This window comes from Flavobacterium collinsii, assembly GCF_946903285.1.
GTDB classification, from domain to species: Bacteria; Bacteroidota; Bacteroidia; order Flavobacteriales; family Flavobacteriaceae; genus Flavobacterium; species Flavobacterium collinsii.
On the sequence record NZ_OX336425.1, the window covers coordinates 5,124,498 to 5,137,088 of the forward strand.

Genomic DNA, 12,591 nt, shown 5'->3' on the forward strand with positions numbered 1-12,591 from the left:
AATTGCGTTTCTGATTCTACCTAAAAGATTTGAAGTAAGAAACGCTTGACCTGAAATTGGAGTGTAATGGACTAACTAATCTTTCTAAATGGAGGCGTTTCCGCCAGGAAGTAAGTTAATCTTGACCCTCTTTTTTATTCCTGATAATTTTGAAACTTGCCGGACTCGAACCGGAAATACCAATGTTCTGAAGTAAGTTTGAATTGACCCTGAATAGTGAAGCAGATGGGATTCGAACCCACGACCCGGACATTAAAAGTGTACGAAGTAAGTTTTGATTGACCTTTTGGTGATAATTTCAAAACTACCTGCTCTAACCGCTGAGCTACTGCCTCATAATAAATTGTGTTAACCGGTAATGGTGTAAGTGTGTACGTGGAAAGTTTTTCGAAGTAACTTAAACTTGACCGTATTAACTCAATTTTTATTTCAATGAACGTCTGTTCTTATTTCCTGAGCAAAGATTTCAAAACCACTACGCAATTATTTTGCGCAGTAGAAAAAAGAATTTTATATTTGAGTAAATATTAATTTTAAAAAAGTGTGTAAGTCCCAGAGGGACGTTATAACTATAGTTTTTTCAGATTACAAAAGTATAAGTCCCAGAGGGACGACATATTTGTAGATTTTTTCAGATGCATTTGAAGAGCCCCAGCGAGGTGACATATTCTATCAATGAAAAAAAATAAAGGTATCGCTCCGCTGGAGCTTTTGATTCTGTGTTAAAATTTGGCAATAAATATTCAGCTCTTACAGAGCTTCTCATTAGATTTAAATAAAAAATACCATATGAATTTAGAGAAAATCTATTCTGAATTACTCTTGAACATTGGCTTTCCATTAAATGAAATTCAGCAAAACTGGATGAATTTAGAAAAGGCATATTCTAAAAAATCAAGGCATTATCACAATCTCACGCATTTAAAAGAAATGATTGAGAGCTTTGAGGTCTATCGGAATAAACTTGAAAATCCGAATGAAGTATTGTTCTCCATTTTTTATCATGATATTGTTTACTCTTCTTCCAGAAAAGACAATGAACTGAAAAGTGCCGAGTTCGCTTTGTCAATTCTTCCCGAAAATATCAACCTTAATAAACAATTCATTTTTGATGCAATCTGTGCCACACAGCTCCATGCGCATAATACAATTGAAGACATTAACCGGTTAATCGATTTTGATTTGAAGATTCTGGCTAAAGATTGGGAAGATTATAAAATCTATTTTGAACAAATTAGAAAAGAATACCGTATTTATCCTGACTTCCTCTACAATCCCGGACGTGCCAAAGCATTGAAACATTTTCTGGAAAACGAGTTTATTTTTCAAACGGATGAGTTCAGAGATTTGTATGAGGAAAAAGCCAGATTTAATATTGAAAAAGAGATAAAGTTATTAAGCTAAAAATTGAATCTCGCAAAGACGCGAAGTCGCAAAGTTTTATTTAAAGTAATTAATTAAACGCACAGTTTGTCATTTTAATCCTTTAATCTCTGGCTTAAAAAAACAAAAAACTTTGCGCCTTCGCGACTTTGCGAGCAAAAAAACAAACTATGTCACAAAACAAAAACGCCTTAATTCGGTACAAAACCATTGACAAATGCCTCCAAAACAGATACCGGCAATGGACTTTAGACGATCTAATCGAATGCTGCTCCGATGCTTTGTTTGAATATGAAGGCCGTGCAAACCCCATCAGCAAGCGAACCATACAAATGGATATTCAGCTCATGCGAAGTGAGAAACTGGGGTACAATGCCCCAATTGTAGTATATGATAAAAAGTACTATAAATATGAAGACGACGAATTCACCATAACCGACATTCCGTTAACAGAAACAGATATGAACGTCCTCACCGAGACCGTCTCGATGTTAAAGCAGTTTAAAGATTTCTCACTCTTTAATGATGTGTCGGATATTCTACAGCGTTTGGAGGATAAAATCTACGCCGAAAAATCACATACCAAGCCTGTTATCTATCTCGACAAAAATGAAAAACTAAAAGGACTTCATTATCTGGATGAGATTTATCAGGCCATTATCAAAAAAGTAGCTCTGGTCATTACCTATAAATCGTTTAAATCCCGGGAGGAAAACAAATTTCATTTTCATCCCTTTATTTTAAAAGAGTTCAACAACCGATGGTTTTTGGTAGGAAAGAAAAAAGGTTCACAACCAATTACCAATTTGGCGCTGGACAGAATTATTGCTATTGATTATGATTTTAATCTGCCTTATTTAGACGAAGACTTTGATGCGGAACTTTTTTACAAAAACGTAATTGGTGTTACAGTAAACACCGGATCTCATCCTCGAAAGATTGAACTCTGGATTGATGAAATCAACGCGCCTTATGTTTTAACCAAACCCCTGCATCAAACGCAGCGACTGATTAAAGAAAATGAAGACAAAAGCATTATCGTTCATTTGTTCATCACCCCAAATTACGAAATGGAGCGTATACTGCTGGGCTTTGGTAACGGCATTGAAGTCCTCAAACCCGAAAACCTTCGAAACAGGATGAAAACAATACTCGGAAAGGCAATTTCGCGATATGAACAAGCAAATTCTATTGAATTAAAGCCATAATTTTTTACAAAATGTAGAATTTTATCCCAATTTAAAACCATAAAACAATTTTTACAGCATAAATTTTGTTAAAACATCAAAAAAGAATAGTATATTTCAATTAAAATTAAACCATAAACCCCTATAAATCAAGGGAATTTTTTAACTAACCAAAAAAATATGAAAAAATTATATGCGTGCATAGTATTTTTTGATTATATTTGAAATCGATATAGTTACATATGAAAGAGAAAACAATAGATTATATTTTGCGTGCTACATGGCAAGCTGTATCAAGAATGTACAACGAAGAGGCTGCTAAATACGATGCCACAATGGCCACCGGGTTTGCCCTTTTGAGTATAGATAAAGAAGAAGGAACCCCATCGACAGCTTTGGGACCAAGAATGGGCATGGAAGCCACAAGCCTAACCCGAACATTAAAATCAATGGAAGACAAAGGTTTGATTGTTCGCAAAAAAAACCCAACAGACGGTCGTGGTGTTTTGATCTACCTGACCGAATTTGGAAAAGAAAAAAGAGATTTATCTAAGAATACAGTTTTGAAATTTAATGAAACGGTAAGAAAACATGTTTCTGACGAGAAACTAAAACATTTTATCGAAGTTTCTGAAATCATAAACGAATTAATTCAGGATAAAAACATATTTAATCAAACAGACAAAATAGGAAATGAATAACCTTAGTCAATAGGGAAATTTCAAATTCAAAAAACAAAAACAAATATTAACGACTTATGAAACGCACAATTAAAAAAGTTGCTGTAATTGGATCCGGAATTATGGGTTCAGGAATAGCTTGCCATTTTGCCAATATTGGTGTTGAAGTTTTACTTCTTGACATCGTACCACGCGAGTTGACAGAAGCTGAAGCCAAAAAAGGATTAACGCTTGAAAGTAAAGCTGTTCGCAACCGAGTAGTAAACGAGCACTTGGCGAATTCATTAAAATCAAAACCATCTCCGATTTACAGTCAGAAATTCGCAAACAGAATTACGACTGGAAATACGACCGATGATATGGCAAAAATTGCCAATGTTGATTGGATTATTGAAGTTGTTGTGGAGCGTTTGGATATTAAAAAACTAGTATTCGAACAAATCGAAAAATTCCGTAAACCGGGAACTTTGGTTACATCAAATACATCTGGTATTCCAATTCATTTTATGAGTGAAGGAAGAAGCGAAGATTTCCAACAACACTTCTGCGGAACACACTTTTTTAACCCTGCGCGTTACTTAAAATTATTTGAAATTATTCCTGGTCCAAAAACTTCAACTGAAGTATTGGATTTCTTAAACGAATACGGATCTAAATTCTTAGGAAAAACATCTGTTGTTGCTAAAGATACTCCAGCGTTTATTGGAAACAGAATTGGTATTTACGGGATCCAGAGTTTATTCCACTTGGTAAAAGAAATGGGATTAACAATTGAAGAAGTTGATAAATTGACTGGTCCTGTAATTGGTCGTCCAAAATCGGCTACTTTCCGTACGGTTGACGTTGTTGGTTTAGATACTTTGGTACACGTTGCCAACGGTATTTATGAAAACTGCCCAACAGACGAACAACACGAATTGTTCAAACTTCCTGATTTCATCAACAAAATGATGGAAAATAACTGGTTGGGTAGTAAAACAGGACAAGGTTTTTACAAAAAAGTAGATAAAGATATTCTTTCTTTAGACTTAGATACATTAGAATACCGTGCTGCTAAAAAAGCAAACTTCGCTACACTTGAACTTACAAAAACAATCGATAAACCAATCAACCGTTTTAAAGTTTTAGTAAAAGGAAAAGACAAAGCAGGAGAATTCTACCGTAAGAGTTTCGCCGGAATGTTTGCTTACGTTTCAAACAGAATTCCTGAAATATCAGACGAATTATACAAAATTGATGATGCCATGAAAGCTGGTTTTGGATGGGAAAATGGTCCATTCGAAATTTGGGATGCTATTGGTGTTGCCAATGGAATTGAAATCATGAAAGCTGAAGGTTTAGCTCCAGCTGCGTGGGTTACTGAAATGTTAGCTTCAGGAAGCGAAAGTTTCTACTCTGTAAAAGAAGGAGCCACTTATTTCTATAACATTCCAACAAAATCACAAGCTAAAGTTCCTGGACAAGATTCATTCATTATCCTAAACAACATTCGCGAAAGCAAAAAAGTTTGGAGCAATAGTGGTGCAATCATTGAAGATTTAGGAGATGGAATTTTGAACTTAGAATTCCAATCTAAAATGAATACAATTGGTGGAGACGTACTTCAGGCCATCAATAAAGCAATCGACTTATCTGAAAAAGAATACCAAGGTTTAGTTATTGGTAATCAAGCAGCGAATTTCTCTGTTGGAGCTAATATCGGAATGATCTTCATGATGGCGGTTGAGCAGGAATATGACGAATTAAACATGGCGATCAAATTGTTCCAGGACACTATGATGCGCGTTCGTTACTCTTCAATTCCAGTTATAGTAGCGCCTCACGGAATGACTTTTGGTGGTGGATGCGAAATGAGCTTACATGCTGATAAAGTAGTTGCTGCTGCTGAAACATACATGGGATTAGTTGAATTTGGTGTAGGTGTACTTCCAGGTGGTGGTGGATCTAAAGAAATGGCTTTGAGAGCTTCAGACCTATTCCGCAAAAACGACGTGGAATTAAACGTTCTTCAAGAATATTTCTTAACCATCGCAATGGCTAAAGTTTCGACTTCTGGTTATGAGGCTTTTGATACCGGACTTTTACAACATGGAAAAGACGTTATCGTAGTTAACAAAGATCGTCAGATTGCAGAAGCTAAAAAACACGCTTTGTTAATGGCAGAAGCTGGTTATACACAACCAATCAGAAGAACTGATGTTAAAGTATTAGGGAAACAAGCTTTGGGTATGTTCTTAGTTGGAACAGATCAGATGGAAGCAGGAAAATACATTTCTGAGCACGATAAAAAAATCGCTAACAAACTGGCTTATGTAATGGCTGGTGGTGATTTATCTGAAGCGACTTTAGTATCTGAACAATATTTATTAGATATCGAACGTGAAGCTTTCTTGAGCTTATGTACAGAAAGAAAAACTCTGGAAAGAATTCAATACATGTTGACTAAAGGAAAACCGCTTCGTAACTAGAAAAGTAGAAGAAAGATGCAAGAAGCAAGATTTCAAAACAAAGTTTTGTCTTTTCTCTTGGCTCTTGCTTCTATAAATCTTAAAAAAACAAAACAAATGAAAACAGCATATATCGTAAAAGCTTACCGTACTGCGGTAGGAAAAGCACCAAAAGGGGTTTTTAGATTTAAAAGACCTGACGAATTAGCAGCAGAAACCATTCAGTTTATGATGGACGAGTTGCCTAATTTTGACAAAAAACGTATTGATGACGTTATGGTTGGAAATGCCATGCCGGAAGCAGAACAAGGACTTAACGTTGGACGTTTAATCTCTTTGATGGGATTAAAAGTAGAAGATGTTCCTGGTGTAACGGTTAACCGTTATTGTGCATCCGGATTAGAAACTATCGGAATGGCAACTGCAAAAATCCAATCAGGAATGGCAGATTGTATCATTGCCGGTGGAGCCGAAAGTATGAGTTTTATTCCGATGGGAGGTTACAAACCAACTCCGGATTATAAAGTGGCTGCTGCAGGTCATGAAGATTACTACTGGGGAATGGGACTAACTGCGGAGGCTGTTGCCAACCAATACAAAATCTCCAGAGAAGATCAGGATGAGTTTGCTTACAACTCACACATGAAAGCCTTGAAAGCGCAAGCAGAAGGAAAATTTGACAAACAAATCGTTCCAATTACTGTTGAACAGACTTTTATCAATGAGAATGGTAAAAAAGAAACTAAATCATACGTTGTAAAACAAGACGAAGGTCCAAGAGCCGGAACTTCTGTTGCTGCTTTGGCTGGCTTAAGACCTGTTTTTGCTGCCGACGGAAGTGTAACTGCAGGAAACTCTTCTCAAATGAGTGACGGTGCTGCTTTTGTTTTAATCATGAGCGAAGAAATGGTAAAAGAATTAAACCTTGAACCAATCGCACGTTTGGTAAACTTCGCTTCTTCTGGTGTTGAACCAAGAATTATGGGTATCGGTCCTGTAAAAGCAATTCCAAAAGCGTTGAAACAAGCAGGTTTAACACTAAATGATATTGAGTTAATTGAACTAAATGAAGCTTTTGCTTCACAAGCTTTAGCAGTAACTCGCGAATTAAACATAAACCCGGATATCATAAACGTAAACGGTGGAGCTATCTCTTTAGGACACCCTCTAGGTTGTACAGGAGCTAAACTTTCTGTTCAGTTATTCGACGAAATGAAACGCAGAGGTAACAAATACGGAATCGTAAGTATGTGTGTGGGAACTGGACAAGGTTCTGCAGGGATTTACGAAGTGTTGTAGATTGTTTTTAAGAGGAAAGAAGAAAGAAGAAAGATTTTATTCTGGAATGGAAACATTCTAAAATAACAAAACTTTAAAAAGTAGTAAAAAACTCACTTTTATATTCATTTCTTTCTTATCTTACCTCAAAAAAACATGAGACATAATTTTAAGAATTTGAAAATTTGGATTTTAGCTATGGGAATTACTAATGATATCTATAAACTAACTGCCACCTTTCCAAAATCAGAAACCTATAGTTTGACAAATCAAATGAATCGATGTTCTGTTTCAATGCCTTCTAATATTGCTGAAGGCTCTAACAGAGGGAATAAACACTTTCAGCATTATTTGAATATTAGTTTAGGTTCATCATTTGAATTACAAACGCAATTACTGATAGCTTTTCAAAATGATTATCTATCTAAAACAAAAACAGAAGAAATAGAAAACAAAATAATTGAATTTCAAAAGATGACAACAGGCTTCATAAATAAGTTAGATTAAAATCTCGCTTCTTAAATCTTGCATCTTTTATCTAAAAAAAAACAAAATGGCAGATACAATCGAAAAAAACGTAACCCGTGGTGGTCAGTTTTTAGTTAAAGAAACAAAATGCGAAGATATCTTCACACCGGAAGATTTTTCGGAAGAGCAATTAATGATGCGTGACTCTGTAAAAGAGTTCGTTGACAAAGAATTATGGGCGCATAAAGATCGTTTTGAGAAAAAAGATTATGCCTACACAGAATCTTCTATGCGTAAAGCTGGAGAACTAGGACTTTTAGGAGTTGCTGTTCCTGAAGAATACGGTGGATTAGGAATGGGATTCGTATCTACAATGTTAGTTTGCGATTACATTTCGGGAGCTACTGGATCTTTCTCAACTGCTTTTGGTGCACATACCGGGATTGGAACTATGCCAATTACACTTTACGGTACTGAAGAGCAAAAGAAAAAATACGTTCCTAAATTAGCTTCAGGAGAATGGTTTGGAGCTTATTGTTTGACTGAGCCAGGCGCAGGATCTGATGCTAACTCCGGAAAAACGAAAGCAGTTTTATCTGAAGATGGAAAATATTACTCAATTACAGGACAAAAAATGTGGATCTCGAATGCAGGTTTCTGCAGCGTTTTCATCGTTTTTGCACGTATTGGTGATGATAAAAATATTACAGGTTTCATCGTAGAAAATGATCCATCAAATGGAATTTCTATGAATGAAGAAGAGCATAAGTTAGGAATCCGTGCTTCTTCTACTCGTCAGGTTTTCTTCAACGATACAAAAGTTCCTGTTGAAAACATGTTGTCTGAAAGAGGAAACGGTTTCAAAATTGCTATGAATGCTTTGAACGTTGGTCGTATCAAACTGGCTGCAGCTTGTTTAGATGCTCAGCGTAGAGTTACTACAAATGCGGTAAAATATGCTAACGAAAGAATTCAGTTCAACACTGCGATTTCATCTTTTGGAGCTATCCGCTCTAAACTGGCTGAAATGGCTACTAATGCTTACGCCGGAGAAAGTGCTTCTTACCGTGCTGCAAAAGATATCGAAGACAGAATCGCTGCCCGTGAAGCAGAAGGAACTACGCATCAGGAAGCTGAATTAAAAGGTGTTGAAGAATACGCTATCGAATGTTCGATCTTGAAAGTAGCAGTTTCTGAAGACGTACAATCTTGTGCTGACGAAGGAATTCAAATTTTTGGAGGTATGGGATTCTCTGAAGACACTCCAATGGAAAGTGCCTGGAGAGATGCTCGTATCGCTCGTATCTACGAAGGAACAAACGAAATCAATAGAATGCTTTCTGTAGGGATGTTAATCAAAAAGGCCATGAAAGGTCACGTTGATTTATTAGGACCTGCTATGAAAGTTCAGGAAGAATTAATGGGAATTCCATCTTTCGACACTCCTGATTTCTCTGAATTATTTGCTGAAGAAAAAGGAATCATTGCTAACTTGAAAAAAGTTTTCTTAATGGTAGCCGGAAGCGCTGTTCAAAAATATGGTCCGGATTTAGATTCACACCAACAGTTATTAATGGCTGCTTCTGATATCTTAATCGAAATCTACATGGCAGAAAGTACAATTCTTAGAACTGAAAAATTAGCCAAAAATCAAGGTGAGGCTAAAGTACAAGAGCAAATTGCTATGGCAAAATTATACTTGTACAAAGCAGTAGATATCGTTAACTCAAGAGGAAAAGAAGGAATTATTTCTTTTGCCGAAGGTGACGAACAACGTATGATGTTAATGGGACTAAAACGTTTCACAAAATACACAAACAATCCAAATGTTGTAGCCTTAAGAGAGGTTATTACATCTAAATTAGTTGCAGAAAACGAATACTGCTTCTAATATGAAAATAGTTTTTAGCTTTTAATTTGTTTAAACCCGCACTAATCCGAAACAGTGCGGGTTTATTTTTTATTTTTTTTAAGACGATTTGCTAAAATCACATCCGCAATATTTTTGCAGCCATTTGCAAAATATTCGTTAAAATTAACGCTCAGACCACTAGAGAATAGTTAAATATCGATTGTATTACTTTATATTTAGCAATCTAAAAACTCTAAAAAACATAAAATGAAACAAATTAACCTAATTGCTCTGATTTTATGGTGCAATTTTACCACGAGTGTATTTGCACAAAAAAACAAAAAAATGGATATTATAGCCTATTACACAGGTGACGACAAGCTAATTAACGAATACGAAGTAAGCAAACTAAATCAAATTATCTTTAGTTTCCTCCATTTAAAAGAGGGAAAGCTAAGCGTTGATTCTGCAAAAGATTCTACTACTATCAAATATTTGGTTTCGTTAAAAGCTTCAAATCCGCAATTAAAAGTTATTCTTTCGCTTGGTGGCTGGGGAGGCTGTGAGCCTTGTTCTGCAGCTTTTTCAACAGCTGAGGGAAGACTTACTTTTGCCAAATCGGTAAAAGAAGTCAGTAATTATTTTAAAGTAGACGGTTTAGATTTAGATTGGGAATATCCGGCAATTGAGGGACTGCCAGGACATTTGTTTCAACCGGCTGATAAACCTAATTTTACAGAACTAATCAAAATTCTACGCTCAACTTTAGGTAAAAAATATGAATTAAGCTTTGCTGCCGGAGGTTTTCAAAAAGCCTTAGACGAATCGATTGACTGGAAAAAAGTAATGCCTTTAGTAAACCGTGTAAATATTATGAGTTATGATCTGGTAAACGGATACTCAAAAGTTACAGGACACCATACTCCTTTATATAGCACTAACCCAAAAGAAGAATCTACAAACAAAGCCGTTGAATATTTATTGAAACTGGGAATTCCAGCAGAAAAATTAGTGATTGGAGGAGCCTTTTATACCAGAACCTGGAAAAATGTTGAAAACATCAATAACGGTCTATATCAAGCCGGTGAACATGTTCAAGGTGTATCTTTCAAAGACTATGCTCCTTTTTACACAGAAGCTAATGGCTGGAAATATTTTTGGGACGATAAAGCCAAAGCTCCTTTCTGGTACAATGAAAAAGAAAAAACATTTGCTACAGGAGATAATCTAACGTCTATAAAAGCAAAAGCAGAATACGTTAAAGCTAAAAACCTGGGCGGAATTATGTTTTGGGAACTTCCTCTGGATGCTACGCGAAACGGAATGGTCAATACTATTTATGAGGTTAAAACCGCTAAATAAAAATGCTAGAACATTAAAAAACGGCAGCTATTCAAAAAATAGCTGCCGTTTTCTTTATCGCAAAAGTTCAAAATTTGTTTTCAAATAATCATTTACAATATATCAAAAGTTTAGAAACACAATACTTAAAGACTAAAATATTTACTTCTTATTCTCTTCTACTTTTGGAGCTCGAATCACCCCATCATAAGAAATAAATGCCCTATTGTTACTGGTGATTGTAAGTGTTGTATTTCCGTTATAAAAAATGGAAAACATCAAAACATATACATCATTCTTTCCCTTAACTGTAGCCTTTACAATATAACTTTTCTTTTTTTGCTCAACTTTAATATCTTCCGGAGTCCCTTCAAATTTAATTCCACCATCTCCTCCATAATCAACATTAAATGCACGGCCAAAAAAAGGTAAATCGCAGGTAGTTTTTTCTGTATTAAACTTTAAAAAATAAGTATTGTAATCCAGAATAATAAACCTTCCTCCCTGTGGGGTCAGTTTTTGCGCTTCAAAATCAAATTTTCTAGAAGTAACCAGTGCTTCAATTTCCTTTTGTTGCTGTAGTTCTCTTTCTGCCTTTAATTCTTTTTTTGTCTTTTCCTGTCCAGAAACAGAAATAGTTAAAAAACAGCATAACACCAATAAAATGGATAATTTAGTTTTCATAAAATAAAATTAAACAGGTTAAAAGATACCTCTATTTTCTGGTAAATCGCATCATGGCAATATCACCAGAAATAAAGTGCAATGTTTTTCCTTCATCTGTAATATCGTAAGAGGTTATTTTAGGTAAAGTACTCATAAAAACCTGTTCCCCCTGCTGCGCATCCTTACACATCATTTTGGTTGTAGCCATAGGCTGTGTCAGATCAATTTTATTTCCAGTCACGGCAAATGCTCCATTAAAAGAATTGCAGCCATTATTTCCAGACACGCGATTTTCTTTTAGATCAAAGCTAATAGTTGGTTTTTTATTTGGATACAAACCGTCAAAAGCAATTCTTGGACCGCTTATATAGTTGAGCTCCCAGGTTCCTTCAAGTGTAGAAACCGCATCCCCTTTTGGGGTTTTAGATGTATTGCAGGAAATTAAAACAACTCCCAAAAAAACTAAAGTTAAAATATTCTTGATCATAATATTTAAGATTAAATTAGAAAATAATTAAGGTATTGATTTTCATTTTTTAATTCGGAGGTATACGAAATTACGTAATATTTTTGGGTTCTTTACTTAAAGTCCCATTAAATTACCATCAATAGTTTTAGATTTTTTTAACTGTCAGCTCTAATCCATGTCGGAATTTTATGTTAAATTTACTTAATCTTTAATATAAAAGCCTCCTATTATGAAAAAAATAATCGTTTCCTTCGCTATAATTACAGCTTTAATCGTTGGTTGTAAGACCAGTACAAAATCAAGTGACGCTAAAAACCTTACAGTAACTCTAGAGCCAAAAAGCAATAGCACAGTGACCGGAACCGCTACTTTCACCGAAAAAAATGGCAAAGTAACTTTTGTTGCAAAAATGACTGGTCTACAACCGGGAGTTCACGCGATACACATTCATGAAAAGGCAGATTGTAGTGCTGCTGATGGAAGTTCAGCAGGAGGCCACTGGAACCCAACTTTTAAAAAACACGGGAAATGGGGTGTTGCTGAATACCACAAAGGAGATATCGGAAACTTTACGGCTGATGCTAAAGGTAACGGAACTATAACACTAACTACTGACGAATGGTGTATTGGCTGCGGAGATACCTCCAAAGATATTCTTGGAAAAGGATTAATCGTTCATCAGGGAACTGATGATTTTACGACACAACCTACTGGAAATGCAGGTGGAAGAGCGGCCTGTGCCGGAATCATTAAATAAAAAAGAATAACCACCATATTTTCACAAAATTTGGTGGTTATTTCATTTAAAATTTACCCTAAA

General features: G+C 35.5%; 11 protein-coding genes and 1 tRNA gene. 9 read left to right on the forward strand and 3 right to left on the reverse strand.

The genetic code is table 11. The annotated features are described in order from the left end of the window. Positions 1–217: 217 nt before the first annotated feature. Positions 218–335 (reverse strand) — tRNA-OTHER (locus OGZ34_RS20545). A gap of 454 nt (positions 336–789) precedes the next feature. On the opposite strand from OGZ34_RS20545, the gene OGZ34_RS20550 reads away from it, so the two are divergent. The 8 genes from OGZ34_RS20550 to OGZ34_RS20585 all read left to right on the forward strand — a co-directional run bounded on the left by OGZ34_RS20550 (position 790) and on the right by OGZ34_RS20585 (position 10,657). Further along, positions 790–1,404, forward strand: coding sequence for an HD domain-containing protein (locus OGZ34_RS20550; RefSeq protein WP_263361559.1), 615 nt, complete (start codon positions 790–792; stop codon positions 1,402–1,404). A gap of 149 nt (positions 1,405–1,553) precedes the next feature. Next, on the forward strand, positions 1,554–2,591 hold the full coding sequence (locus OGZ34_RS20555; RefSeq protein WP_263361560.1) for a helix-turn-helix transcriptional regulator: 1,038 nt from the start codon (positions 1,554–1,556) through the stop codon (positions 2,589–2,591). 221 nt (positions 2,592–2,812) lie between these two features. Beyond that, a complete protein-coding gene (locus OGZ34_RS20560) occupies positions 2,813–3,271 on the forward strand; it encodes a MarR family winged helix-turn-helix transcriptional regulator (RefSeq protein ID WP_173967818.1) in 459 nt (152 codons plus the stop codon). Between the two features lie 56 nt (positions 3,272–3,327). Next, positions 3,328–5,718 (forward strand): 3-hydroxyacyl-CoA dehydrogenase/enoyl-CoA hydratase family protein, encoded by a 2,391-nt coding sequence (locus tag OGZ34_RS20565; RefSeq protein WP_173967817.1) that lies wholly within the window; start codon positions 3,328–3,330, stop codon positions 5,716–5,718. A gap of 96 nt (positions 5,719–5,814) precedes the next feature. Continuing rightward, positions 5,815–6,996, forward strand: a complete 1,182-nt coding sequence (locus tag OGZ34_RS20570; RefSeq protein ID WP_173967816.1) for a thiolase family protein — start codon at positions 5,815–5,817, stop codon at positions 6,994–6,996. Positions 6,997–7,131: 135 nt separating this feature from the next. Next, positions 7,132–7,482, forward strand: coding sequence for a four helix bundle protein (locus tag OGZ34_RS20575; protein ID WP_263361561.1), 351 nt, complete (start codon positions 7,132–7,134; stop codon positions 7,480–7,482). Between the two features lie 46 nt (positions 7,483–7,528). Continuing rightward, positions 7,529–9,334: an acyl-CoA dehydrogenase family protein gene (locus OGZ34_RS20580; protein WP_263361562.1), complete on the forward strand. Its 1,806-nt coding sequence runs from the start codon at positions 7,529–7,531 to the stop codon at positions 9,332–9,334. Between the two features lie 228 nt (positions 9,335–9,562). Further along, the gene (locus tag OGZ34_RS20585; protein ID WP_263361563.1) at positions 9,563–10,657 is read left to right on the forward strand and encodes a glycoside hydrolase family 18 protein; all 1,095 of its coding nucleotides are present in this window, start codon (positions 9,563–9,565) and stop codon (positions 10,655–10,657) included. A gap of 141 nt (positions 10,658–10,798) precedes the next feature. Here OGZ34_RS20585 and OGZ34_RS20590 read toward each other — a convergent pair whose 3' ends face one another. Both OGZ34_RS20590 and OGZ34_RS20595 read right to left on the reverse strand, forming a co-directional pair. Beyond that, positions 10,799–11,320, reverse strand: a complete 522-nt coding sequence (locus OGZ34_RS20590) for a DUF4251 domain-containing protein (RefSeq protein ID WP_263361564.1) — start codon at positions 11,318–11,320, stop codon at positions 10,799–10,801. 31 nt (positions 11,321–11,351) lie between these two features. Next, complete coding sequence (locus tag OGZ34_RS20595; protein ID WP_263361565.1) at positions 11,352–11,789, reverse strand: META domain-containing protein; 438 nt, start codon at positions 11,787–11,789, stop codon at positions 11,352–11,354. 211 nt (positions 11,790–12,000) lie between these two features. On the opposite strand from OGZ34_RS20595, the gene OGZ34_RS20600 reads away from it, so the two are divergent. Next, positions 12,001–12,528: a superoxide dismutase family protein gene (locus OGZ34_RS20600; protein ID WP_263361566.1), complete on the forward strand. Its 528-nt coding sequence runs from the start codon at positions 12,001–12,003 to the stop codon at positions 12,526–12,528. Positions 12,529–12,591 lie beyond the last annotated feature (63 nt).

Excerpts from the sequence above, each read along its gene's own strand:
- OGZ34_RS20585 (WP_263361563.1), top strand. The coding sequence starts at position 9,563 with ATGAAACAAATTAACCTAATTGCTCTGATTTTATGGTGCAATTTTACC.
- OGZ34_RS20575 (WP_263361561.1), top strand. The coding sequence starts at position 7,132 with ATGAGACATAATTTTAAGAATTTGAAAATTTGGATTTTAGCTATGGGA.
- OGZ34_RS20560 (WP_173967818.1), top strand. The coding sequence starts at position 2,813 with ATGAAAGAGAAAACAATAGATTATATTTTGCGTGCTACATGGCAAGCT.
- OGZ34_RS20550 (WP_263361559.1), top strand. The coding sequence starts at position 790 with ATGAATTTAGAGAAAATCTATTCTGAATTACTCTTGAACATTGGCTTT.
- OGZ34_RS20600 (WP_263361566.1), top strand. The coding sequence starts at position 12,001 with ATGAAAAAAATAATCGTTTCCTTCGCTATAATTACAGCTTTAATCGTT.
- OGZ34_RS20595 (WP_263361565.1), bottom strand. The coding sequence starts at position 11,789 with ATGATCAAGAATATTTTAACTTTAGTTTTTTTGGGAGTTGTTTTAATT.
- OGZ34_RS20565 (WP_173967817.1), top strand. The coding sequence starts at position 3,328 with ATGAAACGCACAATTAAAAAAGTTGCTGTAATTGGATCCGGAATTATG.
- OGZ34_RS20555 (WP_263361560.1), top strand. The coding sequence starts at position 1,554 with ATGTCACAAAACAAAAACGCCTTAATTCGGTACAAAACCATTGACAAA.
- OGZ34_RS20590 (WP_263361564.1), bottom strand. The coding sequence starts at position 11,320 with ATGAAAACTAAATTATCCATTTTATTGGTGTTATGCTGTTTTTTAACT.
- OGZ34_RS20570 (WP_173967816.1), top strand. The coding sequence starts at position 5,815 with ATGAAAACAGCATATATCGTAAAAGCTTACCGTACTGCGGTAGGAAAA.
- OGZ34_RS20580 (WP_263361562.1), top strand. The coding sequence starts at position 7,529 with ATGGCAGATACAATCGAAAAAAACGTAACCCGTGGTGGTCAGTTTTTA.